This window comes from Pseudomonas sp. TR47 (assembly GCF_044143025.1).
In the GTDB taxonomy this organism is placed as follows: domain Bacteria; phylum Pseudomonadota; class Gammaproteobacteria; order Pseudomonadales; family Pseudomonadaceae; genus Aquipseudomonas; species Aquipseudomonas putida_E.
The window spans coordinates 1-16,997 of record NZ_JBHFCS010000008.1 but is presented as its reverse complement, the minus strand read 5'-3'; the positions used below and the strand labels follow the sequence as shown (position 1 = coordinate 16,997).

17 protein-coding genes and 2 pseudogenes are annotated in these 16,997 nt (G+C 60.6%); 9 read left to right on the top strand and 10 right to left on the bottom strand.

The genetic code is table 11. From position 1 onward, the window contains the following. Window positions 1-173 precede the first annotated feature (173 nt). Entirely contained in the window at window positions 174-1,568 is a 1,395-nt protein-coding gene (gene sthA, locus ACEWE8_RS10885; protein ID WP_012313573.1) for a Si-specific NAD(P)(+) transhydrogenase, read from the top strand. A 48-nt stretch (window positions 1,569-1,616) separates the two neighbouring features. Here sthA and ACEWE8_RS10880 read toward each other — a convergent pair whose 3' ends face one another. Both ACEWE8_RS10880 and ACEWE8_RS10875 read right to left on the bottom strand, forming a co-directional pair. After that, window positions 1,617-2,333 carry a glycerophosphodiester phosphodiesterase gene (locus tag ACEWE8_RS10880; RefSeq protein WP_046786451.1) on the bottom strand — a complete coding sequence of 239 codons (717 nt, stop codon included), beginning with the start codon at window positions 2,331-2,333 and terminating at the stop codon, window positions 1,617-1,619. Window positions 2,334-2,364: 31 nt separating this feature from the next. Continuing rightward, window positions 2,365-2,949 carry a PilZ domain-containing protein gene (locus ACEWE8_RS10875; RefSeq protein ID WP_046786450.1) on the bottom strand — a complete coding sequence of 195 codons (585 nt, stop codon included), beginning with the start codon at window positions 2,947-2,949 and terminating at the stop codon, window positions 2,365-2,367. A gap of 93 nt (window positions 2,950-3,042) precedes the next feature. On the opposite strand from ACEWE8_RS10875, the gene ACEWE8_RS10870 reads away from it, so the two are divergent. From ACEWE8_RS10870 to ACEWE8_RS10860, 3 genes are read left to right on the top strand one after another with little or no spacing between them, the layout of a single operon-like run. Continuing rightward, window positions 3,043-4,293, top strand: coding sequence for a lipoprotein-releasing ABC transporter permease subunit (locus tag ACEWE8_RS10870; RefSeq protein ID WP_046786449.1), 1,251 nt, complete (start codon window positions 3,043-3,045; stop codon window positions 4,291-4,293). A 7-nt stretch (window positions 4,294-4,300) separates the two neighbouring features. Next, a complete protein-coding gene (lolD, locus tag ACEWE8_RS10865) occupies window positions 4,301-4,984 on the top strand; it encodes a lipoprotein-releasing ABC transporter ATP-binding protein LolD (protein WP_172655298.1) in 684 nt (227 codons plus the stop codon). 56 nt (window positions 4,985-5,040) lie between these two features. Continuing rightward, a complete protein-coding gene (locus ACEWE8_RS10860) occupies window positions 5,041-6,282 on the top strand; it encodes a lipoprotein-releasing ABC transporter permease subunit (RefSeq protein ID WP_046786448.1) in 1,242 nt (413 codons plus the stop codon). Between the two features lie 117 nt (window positions 6,283-6,399). Here ACEWE8_RS10860 and ACEWE8_RS10855 read toward each other — a convergent pair whose 3' ends face one another. Next, window positions 6,400-7,737 (bottom strand): heavy metal sensor histidine kinase, encoded by a 1,338-nt coding sequence (locus tag ACEWE8_RS10855; RefSeq protein WP_177011278.1) that lies wholly within the window; start codon window positions 7,735-7,737, stop codon window positions 6,400-6,402. After that, window positions 7,737-8,417, bottom strand: a complete 681-nt coding sequence (gene cinR, locus ACEWE8_RS10850; RefSeq protein WP_012313580.1) for a two-component system response regulator CinR — start codon at window positions 8,415-8,417, stop codon at window positions 7,737-7,739. The genes ACEWE8_RS10855 and cinR overlap by 1 nt, the downstream gene beginning before the upstream one ends. A 153-nt stretch (window positions 8,418-8,570) precedes the next feature. On the opposite strand from cinR, the gene ACEWE8_RS10845 reads away from it, so the two are divergent. After that, window positions 8,571-9,074 carry a plastocyanin/azurin family copper-binding protein gene (locus ACEWE8_RS10845; protein WP_046786447.1) on the top strand — a complete coding sequence of 168 codons (504 nt, stop codon included), beginning with the start codon at window positions 8,571-8,573 and terminating at the stop codon, window positions 9,072-9,074. 68 nt (window positions 9,075-9,142) lie between these two features. Further along, window positions 9,143-9,973 carry an NADPH-dependent 7-cyano-7-deazaguanine reductase QueF gene (gene queF / locus ACEWE8_RS10840; protein WP_046786446.1) on the top strand — a complete coding sequence of 277 codons (831 nt, stop codon included), beginning with the start codon at window positions 9,143-9,145 and terminating at the stop codon, window positions 9,971-9,973. A 122-nt stretch (window positions 9,974-10,095) separates the two neighbouring features. Here the strand turns inward: queF and ACEWE8_RS10835 are convergent, their stop codons facing one another. Next, on the bottom strand, window positions 10,096-10,359 hold the full coding sequence (locus ACEWE8_RS10835; RefSeq protein ID WP_012313583.1) for a DUF4404 family protein: 264 nt from the start codon (window positions 10,357-10,359) through the stop codon (window positions 10,096-10,098). Between the two features lie 123 nt (window positions 10,360-10,482). Beyond that, entirely contained in the window at window positions 10,483-11,046 is a 564-nt protein-coding gene (locus tag ACEWE8_RS10830) for a hypothetical protein (RefSeq protein ID WP_046786445.1), read from the bottom strand. A gap of 188 nt (window positions 11,047-11,234) precedes the next feature. Here ACEWE8_RS10830 and ACEWE8_RS10825 point away from each other — a divergent pair, with 188 nt between their 5' ends. After that, window positions 11,235-11,942 carry a VacJ family lipoprotein gene (locus ACEWE8_RS10825; protein ID WP_012313585.1) on the top strand — a complete coding sequence of 236 codons (708 nt, stop codon included), beginning with the start codon at window positions 11,235-11,237 and terminating at the stop codon, window positions 11,940-11,942. A 51-nt stretch (window positions 11,943-11,993) separates the two neighbouring features. Here ACEWE8_RS10825 and ACEWE8_RS10820 read toward each other — a convergent pair whose 3' ends face one another. Continuing rightward, window positions 11,994-12,293, bottom strand: a complete 300-nt coding sequence (locus tag ACEWE8_RS10820; protein ID WP_046786444.1) for a PilZ domain-containing protein — start codon at window positions 12,291-12,293, stop codon at window positions 11,994-11,996. A 269-nt stretch (window positions 12,294-12,562) separates the two neighbouring features. Here ACEWE8_RS10820 and rssB point away from each other — a divergent pair, with 269 nt between their 5' ends. Together rssB and rssC are read left to right on the top strand one after the other, a co-directional pair. Beyond that, window positions 12,563-13,747, top strand: coding sequence for a two-component system response regulator RssB (gene rssB, locus ACEWE8_RS10815; protein ID WP_046786691.1), 1,185 nt, complete (start codon window positions 12,563-12,565; stop codon window positions 13,745-13,747). Next, window positions 13,744-14,226, top strand: coding sequence for an anti-sigma factor antagonist RssC (gene rssC / locus ACEWE8_RS10810; RefSeq protein ID WP_039602918.1), 483 nt, complete (start codon window positions 13,744-13,746; stop codon window positions 14,224-14,226). The genes rssB and rssC overlap by 4 nt, the downstream gene beginning before the upstream one ends. A 67-nt stretch (window positions 14,227-14,293) precedes the next feature. On the opposite strand, the pseudogene ACEWE8_RS10805 reads toward rssC, so the two are convergent. From ACEWE8_RS10805 to ACEWE8_RS10795, 3 genes and pseudogenes are all read right to left on the bottom strand, one after another. Then, a pseudogene (locus ACEWE8_RS10805) lies at window positions 14,294-15,235 on the bottom strand (alkaline phosphatase family protein); the annotation flags it as partial. A gap of 279 nt (window positions 15,236-15,514) precedes the next feature. Further along, on the bottom strand, window positions 15,515-15,898 hold the full coding sequence (locus ACEWE8_RS10800) for a hypothetical protein (RefSeq protein ID WP_075044227.1): 384 nt from the start codon (window positions 15,896-15,898) through the stop codon (window positions 15,515-15,517). Next, a pseudogene (locus tag ACEWE8_RS10795) lies at window positions 15,895-16,997 on the bottom strand (hypothetical protein); the annotation flags it as partial. The gene ACEWE8_RS10800 and the pseudogene ACEWE8_RS10795, both read right to left, overlap by 4 nt.

Below are 16,997 nucleotides of genomic sequence, written 5' to 3'. Positions count from 1 at the left end.
ATCGGTGGATGCACATGTAGTGCAGGCAAAATTGGCCTACGACGCGACCAAGGGTTAATGTGCGCGGCGTTCACGCTTGATTAGACTGCACCCGAATTTTCTCATGGCGCCCCGGCGGCATGATCGAGTCCCGCGGCGACCGTGGCCAGCGGGCCAGTTCTGAAGGAGTACGCATGGCTGTCTACAACTACGACGTAGTGGTGTTGGGTTCCGGCCCGGCCGGAGAAGGTGCGGCAATGAACGCCGCCAAAGCAGGGCGCAAGGTGGCGATGGTCGACAGCCGTCGCCAGGTCGGTGGCAACTGCACCCACCTGGGCACCATCCCGTCCAAGGCACTGCGTCACTCGGTGCGGCAGATCATGCAGTTCAACACCAACCCGATGTTCCGAGCCATCGGTGAGCCGCGCTGGTTCTCCTTCCCGGACGTGCTCAAGAGCGCCGAGAAGGTGATTTCCAAGCAGGTCGCTTCGCGTACCGGCTACTATGCCCGCAACCGCGTCGACCTGTTCTTCGGTACCGGCAGCTTCGCCGATGAGCAGACCGTCGAAGTGGTCTGCCCCAATGGCGTGGTGGAAAAGCTCAACGCCAAGCACATCATCATCGCCACCGGCTCGCGTCCGTATCGCCCGGCCGACATCGACTTCCATCACCCGCGTGTCTATGACAGTGACACCATCCTGAGCCTCAGCCACACCCCGCGCAAACTCATCGTTTACGGCGCCGGCGTAATTGGCTGCGAATACGCCTCGATCTTCAGTGGCCTGGGCGTGCTGGTCGAACTGGTCGACAACCGCGGCCAGTTGCTGAGCTTCCTGGATTCGGAAATTTCCCAGGCGCTGAGCTACCACTTCAGCAACAACAATATCACCGTGCGCCACAACGAAGATTACGAGCGGGTCGAGGGCCTGGACAATGGTGTGATCCTGCACCTGAAGTCTGGCAAGAAGATCAAGGCCGACGCCTTGCTGTGGTGCAACGGCCGCACCGGCAATACCGACAAGCTGGGCCTTGAGAACATCGGCATCAAGGTCAACAGCCGTGGCCAGATCGAAGTCGACGAGGCTTACCGCACCAGCGTGCCGAACATCTACGGTGCCGGTGACGTGATCGGCTGGCCGAGCCTGGCCAGTGCCGCCCATGACCAGGGCCGCTCGGCGGCAGGCAGTATCGTCGACAACGGCAGCTGGCGTTTCGTCAACGACGTGCCGACCGGCATCTACACCATTCCGGAGATCAGCTCGATCGGCAAGAACGAGCAGGAGCTGACCCAGGCCAAGGTGCCGTACGAAGTGGGCAAGGCGTTCTTCAAGAGCATGGCGCGTGCACAGATCGCCGGCGAGCCGCAAGGCATGCTGAAGATCCTGTTCCACCGCGAGACCCTGGAAATCCTCGGCGTGCATTGCTTCGGCTACCAGGCTTCGGAAATCGTCCACATCGGCCAGGCGGTGATGAACCAGCCGGGCGAACTGAATAACCTGAAGTACTTCGTCAACACCACGTTCAACTACCCGACCATGGCCGAAGCCTATCGGGTAGCTGCCTATGACGGCCTGAACCGGCTTTTTTGAGCGGCTCCGGCCGGTGGCCTGAGCCGGTCGGGGAGACCGATTTCAGCCCTACCCGAGGGTGGTCTTGGCCAAACCGGGAAAGTCTGTAATCAGGCTGTCCACGCCAAAATCAGCGAGCCGGCGCATCAGTGCCGGCTCGTTGACCGTCCACACCGACACATGCAAACCCTGGCCCTGTGCTTTGAGCAGGCGCTCGGGAGTGCACAGTGTCCAGTTCAATGCCAGCAGATCGCAGCCATAGTTCTGCGCGACCTTCAGCGGGTCGAGCCAGGCGTACTCGGCGACCAGGCCGCGCTTCACGTCAGGTACCAGTTCCAGCGCAGCACCCAGTACTTCCCGCGAGCTCGAGGTGATGGTCACCTTGTCCAGCAGGCCGTACTGCTGTGCCAGTTCCCGAATCGCCAGCACCGTGGTGGCGGCACGGGTCCGCGAGGCGCTCTTGACCTCCAGTTGCCAGTGCTCGAAGGGGCATTTTTCGAACAGTTCTTCCAGCCGTGGGATAGGGCAGGGCTGCACATGGCCCGGGCCGCCCTTGCGTGCGTCGTAGGTGACCAGGTCGGCTGCCGGGTGTTCGACCACCTTGCCGCGCCGGCCTGTTGTGCGCTTGAGGGTAGGGTCGTGGATGACCATCAGCTCATTGTCGGCCGACAGGTGCAGGTCCAGTTCGCAGCGGGTCACGCCGTGGGACAGGCACTGACGGAAGCTGTGCAGAGTGTTCTCGGGCGCTTCGCCCTTGGCGCCGCGGTGGCCATAGATGAGGGTCACGTTCGTTCCTTCAGGTCAAAAATGAAAAGGCTCAGGAGGCAGGGTCGCCCTGTTCCAGCTGCTGGCGCCGCTGCTGCTGTTGGCGCTGCAGGATGTAGCGGGCCAGCAACTGGCGCTGGGCATCGGTCATGTCGGTGAATTCGGTGCCGAGTTCGAAGCTGCCATCGGCACACGGGTCGCAGTGGGTAACCTTGCCGCGCAGCAGCAGGCCGTGGGCGCGGGGCATCAACACCATCTTCACTTTGACCCGGGTGCCCGGGGCGATTTGCTGAGTTTGGGCGAATTCAATGCCGCCTTCGGAGATGATCACCCGCTGGGGCTGGCCGATTTCGCCGATCAGGGTTTGCGCGACCACCGCGCTGAGCAGGTCCAGGCGCTTGTTCTGCGCCCGCAGGAATGCCGCCAGGGTGCGGTCCTTTTCGCTCAGCTGACGCAACAGGTGCTGGGACTCGAAGTCGGACAGGTGCAGCTCGCTGAGCAGGTTGAACAGTGGTGAATCATCCTGCAACAGTTCTGGCTCAAGGGCTTCGGCCGCGCTCAGGGGGCTGATTTCCAGTGCGATCCGATCTTCGATGCGGTAGTATTCGCGGCGATCTTCTTCGTCTAATGTCGTCATGGCGAACCCATGGTAGCGGCGGTGGTCCGAGTGTAAAGCCGCCGCAGGCGCCTCGCCACAAGGACGTTCCCTTTCATCCGAACAAGCCCCGACATGTTCAGACCTCTTTTCGCATTCATTGGTACGCGCTACACCCGTGCCAAGCGCCGTAATCACTTCGTCTCGTTCATTTCCCTGACCTCGATGATCGGCCTCGCCCTGGGCGTGGTAGTGATGATCGTGGTGCTCTCGGTAATGAACGGTTTCGACCACGAGATGCGTACCCGCGTGCTGGGCATGGTCCCTCACGCCACGCTCGAGAGCGGCCAGCCGATCAACGACTGGCCTGCCCTTGCCCAACAAGTAAAGCAGAATCCGCAGGTGCTGGCCGTTGCGCCCTATACCCAGATGCAGGGCCTGCTGACCCATGATGGCAAGGTGCAGAAGGTGCTGCTCAACGGTATCGACCCAGGCCGCGAGCGTGAGGTGTCGATCATCGACAACTTCATTCAGCAAGGGCGCCTCGACCAGCTGGCGCCGGGCGAGTGGGGCATCATGATCGGTGACAAGGCGGCCGCCAAGCTAGGGGTGGCCATCGGCGACAAGCTGACCTTCGTCGCCCCTGAGGTCAGCGTGACGCCGGCCGGCATGTTCCCGCGCATGAAGCGCTTCACCGTGGTCGGCACCTTCCACGTCGGTGCCGGCGAGATCGACGGTTACCTGGGCCTGACCAACATCGCTGACCTGTCACGCCTGCACCGCTGGAAGCCGGACCAGGTGCAGGGCCTGCGCCTGAAGTTCGACGACCTGTTCCAGGCACCACGCGTGGCCTGGAGCATCGCCCAGCATTTGGGTGAGCAGGAGTACTACAGCCGCGACTGGACCCGTACCCACGGCAACCTGTACCAGGCGATCCGCATGGAAAAAGCCATGATCGGCCTGCTGCTGTTGCTGATCGTTGCGGTGGCGGCGTTCAACATCATTTCCACCCTGGTGATGGTGGTCAACGACAAGCGCGGTGACATCGCCATCCTCCGTACCCTGGGCACCACGCCCGGGCAGATCATGGCCATTTTCATGGTCCAGGGTACGGTGATCGGGGTGATTGGCACCCTGATCGGTGCAGTGGTTGGTATCCTCGCTGCGCTCAACGTCAGCGCGGCGATCGCCGGCATCGAGAAACTGATCGGGCACAAGTTCCTCAACGCTGACGTGTATTTCATCGATTACCTGCCCTCGCAGATCCAGGCCCAGGACGTGTACATGGTCTGCGGTGCGGCGCTGGTCCTGAGTTTCTTCGCCACCCTGTACCCGGCCTGGCGTGCGGCCCGCACCCAGCCTGCAGAGGCGCTACGTTATGAGTGATTCGCGCATGAGTGATAAAGCCGTTCTGAGTTGCCGCAACCTGGGCAAGTCCTACGACGAGGGCCCGGAGTCGGTACAAGTGTTGGCCGGGCTCAACCTCGAACTGCACGCCGGGGAGCGGGTGGCCATTGTCGGCAGTTCGGGTTCGGGCAAGAGCACCTTGCTCAACCTGCTGGGCGGCCTCGATCGGCCGACCCAGGGCAGCGTCTGGCTGGCCGGCGAAGAGCTGTCGGCGCTTGGCGAGCGCGCCCGCGGCCTGCTGCGCAATCGCGAGCTGGGCTTTGTCTATCAGTTCCACCACCTGCTGCCCGAGTTCACCGCCATGGAGAACGTGTGCATGCCGCTGCTGATCGGCCGCACCGCGATCCCCGAGGCGCGTGAGCGCGCCGAGGCACTGCTCAAGCGTGTCGGCCTGGGCCACCGCCTGCACCACAAGCCGGCCGAGCTGTCCGGTGGTGAGCGTCAGCGGGTGGCCATTGCCCGGGCGCTGGTAAACCGGCCGGGCCTGGTGATGCTCGATGAGCCGACCGGCAACCTCGACCACCACACCGCCCAAGGCATCCAGGAATTGATGCAGGAACTGTCCAGCGCATCGCGCACGGCATTCCTGGTGGTGACCCACGACCTCAACCTGGCGCGCCAGATGGACCGCGTGCTGAAACTCGACGACGGTCATCTGGTGGCAATCTGAGCCGCTTGCACGGGGTGGCCTGAGCCACCCCGCAACTTTTTCAGTGGGTGTTTTACATGTTCAGACCCTTGCCCTTGTTCATCGGTGCGCGCTACACCCGTGCCAAGCGCCGCAACCATTTCATCTCGTTCATCTCGATGACTTCGATGATCGGCCTGTCCCTGGGTGTGCTGGCGATGATCGTGGTGCTGTCGGTGATGAATGGCTTCCAGCGCGAAATGAGCTCGCGCATCCTCGGCCTGGTGCCACACGCCAGCATCCTCGGCGTGCAGCCGCTGGACGACTGGCGCAAGGCTGCCGACGCGGCACTGCAGAACCCGGCAGTGATGGCCGCTGCGCCGATCACCGAGATGGAGGGCATGCTCTCCTACAAAGGTGCGATGCAGCCCATCCAGGTCAGCGGTATCGACCCGGCCGAAGAGGGCAAGGTCTCGATCGTCGGCCAGCACATCGTGCAGGGGCGCCTGCAGGCCCTGCAGCCGGGTGAGTACGGCGTGGTGATCGGCGAGCTGACTGCGCGCCGGTTCCGCCTCAATACCGGCGACAAACTGACCCTGATCGTGCCGGAAATCAGCAAGGAGCCGGGCGGCATCACCCCGAGCATGCAGCGCCTGACGGTGGTCGGCATCTTCAAGGTGGGTGCCGAGCTGGACGGTTCGCAGGCTTACATGCACGTGGCCGATGCCGGCGAGATGCAGCGCTGGGCGCCAGGCCAGGTGCAGGGCGTGCGCCTGAAACTGCACGACCTGTATGCCGCACCGCAGGTGTCCAAGGCCATTGCTGCCAGCCTGGGCGATGCCTACCGCGCCGATGACTGGTCGCACACCCAGGGCAGCCTGTTCAGTGCCATGAAGATGGAAAAGACCATGATCGGCCTGCTGCTGCTGATGATCATCGCCGTGGCGGCGTTCAACATCATCGCCACCCTGGTGATGGTGGTGAACGACAAGGGGCCGGACATCGCCATCCTGCGTACCCTGGGCGCCACCCCGGCACAGATCATGGGCACCTTCATGGTCCAGGGCAGCCTGATCGGTATCGTCGGCACATTGATCGGTGGCGTGCTCGGTGTGATTGCTGCGTTCAATGTCAGCCAGATCGTCGGCTGGCTGGAGCGGGTGAGCGGGCAGCACATCTTTACCTCGGATGTTTACTTCATCAGCAGTTTGCCGTCCGAGCTGCAGTGGGGTGATGTGGCGATCATCTGCACCGCCGGGCTGGTGATGAGCTTCCTGGCGACCATCTACCCGGCATACCGCGCTTCGCAGGTGCAGCCGGCGATCGGGCTGGCTGGTTGATTGCACTGTGGGGGCGCTTTGCGCCCCTTTCGCGACACAAGGCCGCTCCTACCGCGATCACGTCAGCTTTGTGAGCGGCCTTGTGTCGCGAAGGGGCTGCAAATCAGCCCACGCGATCTAAAGCGGCTCGCTGAACTCGATTACAAACCGCGTCCAGCCGTCCTTGCACTGTGCCCGGATGCTCCCGCCATGGGCCTGGATGATCGACCGGGTGATTGCCAGGCCCAGCCCCGCATGTTCGCTACTGCCCTCGCGCCGCGCCGGGTCCACCCGATAAAACCGGTCAAACAGCCTAGGCAATGAAGCAGCTTCGATCGGCTTGCCGGTATTGGCCACGCAAACCTTCCCCCCAGGCTCCAGCGTCACGCGTATTTGCCCGCCTGCCGGCGTAAACCGCAGTGCATTGTCGAGCAGGTTGGACAGTGCCCGGCGCAGCATATGCCGGTCGCCCTTCAACGTCGCCTCACCCTCACGCAGCAGCTGCACTTCGTTGTCCTCGGCGAGGGGAGCGTAATACTCCAGCAGCGCGTCCACCTCTTCATGCAACGCCAGCATCGCCTGCCCTGGTGCCAGCAGCCCATGGTCGGCCTTGGCCAGGAAAAGCATGTCGTTGATCATCTGTGCCATCCACTGCAGCTCCTCAAGGTTGCCGTGCAGTGCTTCGCGGTATTCCTCGAGGCTACGGGGGCGGGTGAGGGTGACCTGGGTGTGGGTCAGCAGGTTTGACAGCGGCGTGCGCAGCTCGTGGGCGATATCGGCCGAGAACGCCGACAGGCGCTGGAAGGCGTCATCCAGGCGCTGCAGCATGGCGTTCACGGTGCTGCCCAGTTCCGCCAGTTCTTCCGGCAGCTGCGCCACCGGCAGGCGGGTGGTCAGCGAGCGCGCCGACACGCTGGCGGCCACCTGGCCCATCTGCCGTAACGGCTTTAGCCCACGGCGCGCGGCCCAGGCGCCGAGCAGTGCCGTGGCCAGCGCGGACAGGCCGACGGTGAGCCAGATGAGGCGTTGCATGCCCTGCAGAAAGTGCTGGTGATGGGTGATGTCGAGAAACAGCGTCAGTCGGGCGCTGTCGTTCAGTTGCACGGCCAGGCTGCGGTAATCGACACCGTCGGCATGCACCGTTGCCAGTCCTGGGCCGGCCGGCGCGTCTGGCAGCGCGTAGCGGCTGGCGTACCAAGGGCTGCCATCGCTGCCATTGATGCGCAAGGCCAGGTCGGCCTGGTGGCTGAGCTCGTTGCGCAGGGCTGCCAGCTGTGCTTGCAGGTCGGCAGGGCGTTGCAGGCCGCAAAGCCGGGTGCGTAAAAGCGACACGCGTGATTCGAGCAGTTGCTGGTCCAGCTCGACGAAATGTTGCTCGCTGGCGCGGTTGAACAGCAGCCCCGCCCCCAGCGAAACGGCAGCGGTACATGCGGCGAACAACAGGGCCAGGCGGCTGCCAAGGGAAAGCCTGCGCATCAGTCGTGGCGCTCCTCGAGCACATAGCCCATGCCGCGCACGGTGTGAATCAGCTTGTTGCGGTGCGGGTCGTCGATTTTCAGGCGCAGGCGGCGGATGGCGACCTCGATGACGTTGGTGTCGCTGTCGAAATTCATGTCCCAAACCTGCGAGGCGATCAACGATTTTGGCAACACTTCGCCTTGGCGGCGCAGCAGCAATTCAAGCAGGGCGAACTCCTTGGCGGTCAGGTCGATGCGTTGGCCTGCACGCTCTGCCCGGCGGCGGAACAAGTCCAGGCGCAGGTCGGCCAAGGCCAGCTGCGTCTCTTGGCTGGGGCTGGCACCGCGGCGTAGCAGGCTGCGCACCCGGGCCAGCAGTTCGGAAAAGGCGAAAGGCTTGACCAGGTAATCGTCGGCACCCAATTCCAGGCCGCGCACGCGGTCCTCCACTGCATCGCGAGCAGTGAGGAACAGTACCGGCGTGTCCAGGCCGGCCTGGCGCACCGCCTGGAGGATCTGCCAGCCGTCGCGGCCTGGGAGCATCACATCAAGGATCAGCAGGTCGTGATCGCCGCTCAGGGCCAGGTGCTGGCCGGTTTCGCCATCAGCGACCAGCTCAGTGGCGAAGCCGGCCTCGCTGAGGCCTTGGCTCAGGTACTGGCCAGTGCGGGCCTGGTCTTCGACGATCAGCAGTTTCATGCGGTGTCCAGAATGGGCGCTGTAATGGCTGAAATGATACGTGACTATCCCGGCCTCCACCCAAGCTGACAAAGTTGTAATCTTGCCGTCAGGTAGCTGCCAGTCAGCCCTTTCTAAAGTGGCCTCATATCCGTTGCAAGTACTGGAGTCATCATGAAACACCTGTTCGTCGCCGCTACGCTTGCCCTGTTGAGCCTGCCCACCCTCGCGGGCACCGGCAAAAGCTTCGCTTTCGGCGAGCCGGCCCCGGCGGCCAAGGCCACGCGCACTGTCGAGGTCGTGCTCAAGGACATCGCCTTCGAGCCCGGGAACCTGCAGGTCAAGGCGGGCGAGACCGTACGGTTTGTCCTGATCAACGAAGGCAAGCTGCCCCATGAGTTCAACCTGGGTGACAAGGCCATGCACGCCCAGCACCAGAAAGAAATGATCGCCATGCAAGGCAAGCTGTTCACCGCCGGCATGAGCCACGAGGGTATGGGCCATGGCCAGATGGACCACGGTGCCCATGGCCATGATGCTGGCAATACGGTGCTGTTGCAGCCCGGCCAGCGCGCCGAGCTGACCTGGACCTTCCGCCAGTCGGCGCCCATCGAATTCGCCTGCAACGTACCTGGGCACTACCAGGCTGGCATGGTCGGGGCATTGACCATCGAGTGACTGGCGCTCCAAGGCGGGATGTAAAACCGGTAGACTAAGGGTATTTCCGAACCTTCAGGTCAGTTTCCATGCATCCCGCCGCCGAACATTCCCCGCTGGGCAAATCCAGCGAATACATTGCCACCTACACGCCTTCGTTGCTATTCCCCATCCCGCGCACGGCCAAGTGGGCCGAACTGGGTGTGACCGCCCAGACCCTGCCTTGGTACGGCGTGGATTACTGGAACTGCTTCGAGCTGTCCTGGCTGTTGCCGTCCGGCAAACCTGTGGTGGCGATAGGGGAGTTCGCCATCCCTGCCGATTCGCCGAACATCATCGAGTCGAAGTCGTTCAAGCTCTACCTGAACTCACTGAACCAGACGGTGTTCGCCACCATCTGCGAGTTGCAGGCATGCCTTGAGAAAGACCTGTCGGCTGCCGCTGGCAAGCCTGTGAGCGTGCAGGTGCGCACGTTGGCAGAAGTGGAGGCGCAAGGTGTGGTTGCGCTGCCGGGGCAGTGCATTGATGCATTGGATGTGACCATCAGCAACTACGAGCAGCCGCAGCCAGAGTTGCTGCGCTGCAACCCCGAGCGGGTGTTGGAGGAAACCCTGCACAGTCACCTGCTCAAGTCGAACTGCCCGGTGACCGGCCAGCCGGACTGGGGCAGTGTTGTGGTTGAGTACAAGGGTAGGGCGTTGGACCATGCCAGCCTGCTGACCTACCTGATCAGCTTCCGCCAGCATGCAGACTTTCATGAGCAGTGCGTGGAGCGGATCTACCTGGATTTGAAGAGCCTGCTGCAGCCGGAGCATCTGACCGTGTACGCGCGTTATGTGCGCCGGGGTGGGCTGGATATCAATCCGTACCGTAGTACTGGGGCGATCAGCCCTGAAAACGTGCGGCTGGTGCGTCAGTAAGGTTCGAGTGATTGGGGCCGCTTCGCGCCCCTTTCGCGACACAAGGCCGCTCCAACAGGACTCGCGCTTCTGTAGGAGCGGCCTTGTGTCGCGAAAGGGGCGCGAAGCGGCCCCAGCTATTACTAAATACCCATACTGTGCAGCGAGTTGGCAATGCTGCGCAGGGTGGCGGTGAGGTCGGGATGGTCGGCCTCGAAACGCTCTATGGCCAGGTTCACACCATCGACCAGGTTGTTGTCTGGCGTAGCTTCCTCAAGCTTCAGTTGCGCCTCGATCTGTCTGGCTTCCTCATGCAGCGCGGCCAGCTCCTCATCCGTAAGCGGTATGTTTCGATCCAGTTGCTCGCGCAAGCTGTTCAGGCGCTCTTGCAATTCGCGGGCAGGCATTGGCTGTTCTCCATCAATGGCTTGGCAAGGCATGGACCTCAGCGAAGCGGCAAAGGTTCGCACCTGTCTTCTAGCGTAATCCACTCGCCGTTGCTTTGCATGATCCGTATCAACGCTGCTGTGTCAGGGTTTTTCGCCTTTGCGCCGGCGCAGGGCGATGTCGGTCAGGCAGGTGTCCAGCGCTTCGAGGTGGTCGATCACCGAGTGCACGCCCAGGCGAAACAGGTCCAGCGTGGCCTTGCCCCGTGCCAGCTCCTGCTCCTGCGGGGTCATGGCTTGCCATTGCTGTGAGCCGAGGTCGCAGGACGGGCTGCAGGCGGCCAGGCCGATGGTCCATAGCCCGGCGTTGAGGCCTGATTGCAACAGCCGCGGCTCGCCGCTGACCAGCACGCAGCCGTCCAGGCGTTGGCTGTCCAGCGCCATCAGTGCCTGCCAGCAGGCGTTGGGCGCGGGCAATCGCACGCCATTGGCGGTGTGCCCCGGCAACCACTCCGGCAGCACGCTGGCCAGGCGTTTGCCCTGGGGGCTGCTAAGGTCATCGAGCCAGATACATGGCACCTGTCGGCGGCGCAGGCCGGCCAGGGTTTCGAGGGCGCCGGGGGCGGGCAAGGGGCTGCCGTTGGCAGCCTGGACCAGGCAACCGCGCAGGCCGAACAGCACAGCGGTGAAGGCAGGTGCATCATGCATGGCAGCGTCCCTAAATACACCGCAGGTTATTGGGCGATTGTTACGTCTCTGTGACTTGTAATAGCTGCTCACAAATATTTAGGAAAAATGTGTAAAGGTGTTTATCAGCTCGCAAGCCTCTATACTGCCGCCTTACCTGCGGCGCATGCGTTGCGCCAGCGGCCGAGAAATTCGATGGAGAAACATCTATGCGTAGGATCGGTGCCGGTGTGATCGAGCGAGTCACCCAGGCCTGTGTCTGTGCCAGCTTGCTGCTGGCACCTGTGGCGGCTACCCAGGCTGCCACCGAGGATGATCCCTGGGAGGCGGTCAACCGGCCGATCTTCCGCTTCAACGATGTCCTCGACACCTATGCCCTCAAGCCATTGGCCCAGGGCTATCAGGCTGTCACCCCCCAGTTCCTCGAAGACGGTATTCACAATATCTTCCGTAACCTGGGCGACGTCACCAACCTGGCCAACAATGTGCTGCAGCTCAAGCCGCATGCGGCGGGTGTTGATACGGCGCGGCTGATCGTCAATACCACCTTCGGCCTGGGCGGCTTCTTCGATGTGGGCACCAAGATGGGCCTGCAGCGCAGCGACGAAGACTTCGGCCAGACGCTCGGTTACTGGGGCTTGCCCAGCGGCCCGTACGTAGTCATTCCGCTGCTGGGCCCGAGCACCGTGCGCGACGGCCTGGCGAAGTACCCGGACGGCTACACCAAGCCGTACCGCTACATCGACCATGTGCCGACCCGCAACTCTATCTTCGCCCTGGATGTGGTCGATACCCGTGCCAGCCTGTTGTCGGCAGAAAAGCTGATTCAGGGCGACAAGTACATCTTCATTCGCAACGCCTACCTGCAGAACCGCGAGTTCAAGGTCAAGGATGGCGAGGTCGAAGACGACTTTTGATTCATGCGTGCACGAAAAAGGCGACCTTCGGGTCGCCTTTTTCGTAACAGATCAATGCATGGCCAGGATGCGCAGGCCAAATTTCTGCTGCCCACCGGGTTGGTCGGCGATCCAGACCACTTCGGTGCTGGCATGCAGGCCTTTGAGGGCAGGGTGGTCGGAGTCGATCCGTACCTCCAAGGTGTCGCCTACCTGAAAGCGCTGCGGCGCCTGCACCTGCATGCCGCTACTGGACAGGTCCAGGCATACCGCTGCGATCACCTGGCCGGCATGCAGCAGGCTGGCGTCGGTGTCGATGCGCATGCGAATGAAGTCGCGTTTCTCACTGTGGTTGGAGGGCGTGTTTGGCATGCTGCATCCTTCTCATCGGGTTGCACAGGTCGCATTCTTATAACTCTCGGTGATTTAGCCTGTAAAGAGCACCAGACTCGACCCATGCATGCTTGAAACGCCTGGCGGATGGGAGTACCGTCTGCGCCTTACACAGTACCTCTGCCGGTTGCCTGGGCCGTGTTCTTGGCCTACAACTCAAGTAGAGTGTTACCACAGAGTATTCCAGCAGTTGGATGTCAGCCTTGCAGACGCCCCTGCACCAACCCAAATCGGCGCCGTTCGCCCACATGCAGAAAATCAGTGCAACGCTGCTGATCATCGATGATGACGACGTGGTCCGTGCGAGCCTCGCCGCCTATCTGGAAGACAGTGGCTTCAGCGTCCTCCAGGCCGGTAATGGCCAGCAGGGGCTCCAGGTCTTTGAAGAACACCAGCCCGACCTCGTGATCTGCGATCTGCGCATGCCGCAGATGGGCGGCCTGGAATTGATCCGCCAGGTCAGTGAGCGCGCGCCGCAGTTGCCGGTGATCGTGGTATCGGGTGCCGGCGTGATGAGCGATGCAGTCGAGGCCTTGCGCCTGGGCGCCGCCGACTACCTGATCAAGCCGCTGGAAGACCTTGCCGTGCTCGAACATTCGGTGCGCCGTGCGCTTGACCGTTCGCGCCTGGTGGTGGAAAACCAGCGTTACCGCGACAAGCTCGAGGCAGCCAACCGGGAACTGGAGGCCAGCCTGCAGCTGTTGCAGGAGGACCAGACTGCCGGTCGCCAGGTGCAGATGAACATGCTGCCAGAGAGCCCCTGGGTTGCCGGGGAGTTTGCCTTCGAGCACCAGATCATCCCGTCGCTGTACCTTTCGGGCGACTTCGCCGACTATTTCCGCGTGGATGAGCGGCGCATTGCCTTCTACCTTGCCGACGTCTCCGGGCATGGCGCGTCGTCGGCTTTCGTCACCGTGCTGCTGAAGTTCATGACCACCCGGCTGATGTTCGAATTCAAGCGCAGCAGCAAGCTGCGCGAATTCAAGCCTTCGGAAGTGCTCAGCCACATCAACCGTGGCCTGATCAACTGCAAGCTGGGTAAACACGTGACCATGGTCGGTGGTGTGATCGATGAAGAAACCGGCCTGCTGACTTATGCCGTGGGCGGCCACTTGCCACTGCCGGTGCTGTATACCCCAGGCCAGGCCCGCTACCTGGAAGGCCGCGGCCTTCCGGTGGGCCTGTTCGATGAGGCAACCTACCAGGACCTGGTGATGGAACTGCCACCGCAGTTCAGCCTGACCCTGATGTCAGACGGCATCCTGGATCTTTTGCCAGGGGACACGCTCAAAGATAAAGAGGCCGCCTTGCCGGACATCGTCAAGGCAGCGGGTGGTAGCCTGGATGGGCTGCGCCAACGATTTGGATTGGCTACGCTTGGGGAGATGCCGGATGATATCGCCCTATTGGTGTTAAGCAGGAACCTTCAATGAGTACCGGTAGAATCCAGTTCGCCGAGCAAAGTGGTACCTTCGTGCTGAAATTCGTCGGTGAAGTGCGCCTGACCTTGTGTTCGGCGCTGGATGCGACGATCGAGAAAATCTTCACCGCGCTGAATTTCTCGGCCATCGTCATCGACCTGACCGAAACCGAGAGCATCGACAGCACCACCCTGGGCCTGCTGGCCAAGCTGTCGATCCTGTCGCGGCAAAAGGTCGGCCTGCTGCCGACCGTGGTCACCACCAACCCGGATATTTCGCGCCTGCTGCAATCGATGGGCTTCGATCAGGTGTTCAATATCGTCGATCGCCCGGTGCCGTGCCCGGAATGCCTGACCGACCTGCCATCCCAGGACCAGAACGAAGAGGTGGTGCGCTCCAAGGTGCTGGAGGCGCACAAGATCCTCATGGGCCTGAATGACTCCAACCGTGAAGCGTTCCATGACCTGGTGAACGCGCTGGAGCGGTCCTGATCTACCGCCTCCCTGGGCCTCTTGGTGGTTAAACCCGCGAAGCGGCCCGCAACGGCAACCCTATCGATTAATCCGGCCGCGCAAACTCCGTAGCTTCACCCCCCTGGGCATCCAACTGAAGCACTCGTGCCGGCCGCCCCTGTTCATCGAAAAAGACTTGCCCCAGCCCCGCCCCATTCCACAGACGTTCCCCGGCCTTGCTGTGGCTGGGCGTACGCGGCACCACTTCCATCTCCCGCCGCCGGGTAAACCAGTTCAGCGGCGAGCGCGGTGAATAAAGCCAACGGTTGAGCCGGTCCAGCACGTCCAGCAAGCGGCGGGGAAACTCGTTCTTGATCCCGCTGCTGGTTATCTGCCACAGGTGCGGGCTGCGCTGGCGATGGCGGATCAGCACCTCGTACACGAACGAATAATGCACGTCCCCTGACAGGATCACGTAATGCCCCGGCGTGCGCGAGTGGCGGAAGATATTCAGGATCACCCGGGCGGCACCGCGGTGTGCCATCCAGTTCTCGGCATCTACCAGCAGCGGGTGGCCCAGCCAGCTGAACACTTTCTGCACCGTCTCGATCAGCTTTACCCCGAAGATCGGTGCCGGTGACACGATGATCGCCGAAGGGTGGTCCAGCAACGCTTGCTGCAGTTCGCACAACGCCTCCCAGTCGAGCAGGCCGGAAGGCTTGGCCAGGTCGCTTTCGCTGCGCCAGCGGCGTGTGCGGGTGTCCAGCACCAGCAGGGGCGGGTTGCTGGGCAGGCTGAACTGCCAGCCCTGAAAGCGCAGCAGTTCACCGATCAGATGGTCCTGTTGCTCGCTGTCCAGTTGTGGGCTGGCCAGCGCCTGGCACTGCCCGACCATAGCCTTGCAGCCTTGCGGGTCGTTGCCCCAGGCCTGGCACAGCAGGTAGCCAAGCAGGGCATTGCCGATGATTCGTCGCGAAAATGGATGGCCGTAGGCTGTTTCTTCCCACTGCGCCGAGAGGTTCCAGTCATCGGTGATGTCGTGGGCGTCTCAGTCGGAAGCCTGAGGAGTATGGACAGCAACTGGAAGCTAGAAAATGCAGCGTTTCCGTCGAAATCACAGCTAGTCCATATGGACTAGCTCAAATATGGACATTTTTTACAGAATTGTCCATAGGGGCTCTGCCTCGCTCAGAGCAGTGGTCACTCGCTACGGGAATCTGCGCTAGTACAAAAGCATTCCGTTGCAGCCTACCTATGGTGGGGGATTTCGCATTCGCCAAAGCCTCCGGTTGGTTAGTCTGATTTGGCATTTGTCAGGATTGAGTCATTATGTTTCACTGGAATCTCCAGTAAGTGCTAGAAGTTTTGCTCTGAGCGAGTGGTTCTGATGTATAAGTGAAACAATTTGGCATAGGGCTTGTTCATAGTCTTTTTTTAGTTTCTTGATTTCATCATGGTTTGTCTTGTTTTTTTGCTTTAAGCTGTCGGGGTTGAGGGTTTGTTTGGAGGCGTTAAGTGATTGGGCTGCAGCAGCTTCGATCGCTGCAATTATTGAACTATGTTCGGTTCTGCTTTTTTTTATGGATCCTCGCTTTCGCCCCGCTTCCAGAGCAACGGTGTCCTTGTTTATAGAAGATTTTGCTGGAAGAATACGGGTCTTGCCTTCGATAATTCGTTTCAATGCCGAAAAATAATCTTCATTGCTGCTCATAAATCCTCCATTTTTTTCAGTAGACCATATCCCTTTACACTTTCGTAGGTGGCGTCAATTTCATTTTGTAATTGGATGTATTGTGGGGAGCCTGATTCATACATTTTTTGCCCCCGCTTGAGTGTTGTAATGCCTGTTTTAATTTTCCTTAAACTGTGATCATCAAGAATTGATTTTTCGCATCCGGCACAAGCGCGAAGGATATTTGTAAAAGAAATCTTGTCACATGGCTCAATGTTTGTGCAGTGGCCAAGAGGGCCTGGTTTGTATACCATTAGTCCAGTTCTGAATTTTTGCTCAGTAACGGCTCTGTCAGTTGTAATGATGAGAGGGCGCCCTTTGTTTCTAGCGACTTGAATTCGATTGCCCTCACCTCCCCATAAGAGGTTGTTGGAGTTGATTATGTCAGCGTCGTAGTCAAGGAATTGCGCCATTTGGCGTTCGGTTTCCAATTCATCCATCAGTTGCAACGAGTCATCAGTTTTGATGAAGTTAACAGCAAAAGCGCTGCCGCGCCGGTAATATGAAGCCATCATTTCTGTGAATTGTTTAAATTGCACAGCCAGGGAGCCCACTGAAACGAGTTTTGATCGCGCGCAGTAAACAGCTAATGAACGCCTGCATTGATGAGTTGCAAGCGGCCAAGGCTCTGCTAAAAGCACATCTGAATCGTTACGCCAGTCCCGAAAACCGTCAAATTGTTCTAGTTCTCTGATATCAGATTCACGCACGAGCATGTCGGGCCATCGCGCAAGCAAGCGTTTGAGAGTGCGTGCATGGCAGGCAGGAGATATTACTGGTGCGCCATCATATGCTCGAGTTATCTGTTGGACTTTCTTTAAGGCTGGAAAAAGAGGATAGCTATTGATTTTTGTTCTGTCGTACTTGAAGAGTTTTGCGCAGAGTTCACCAATCTTCAGGGCAGAGTTTATGCCTATTTGAATTATCTTGGATGTAACCCAGAATGTATCAGTATGGATTTGACTGCCGATTTTTGAAGTGTATCCACGTAAGATGCTAATCGCGGTCCCGCCAGCTGATATTGTTGTTAAGCTATCGGCGGGTAGGTGCCTGGCTTCATTGTGTCGCATTCCGCTAA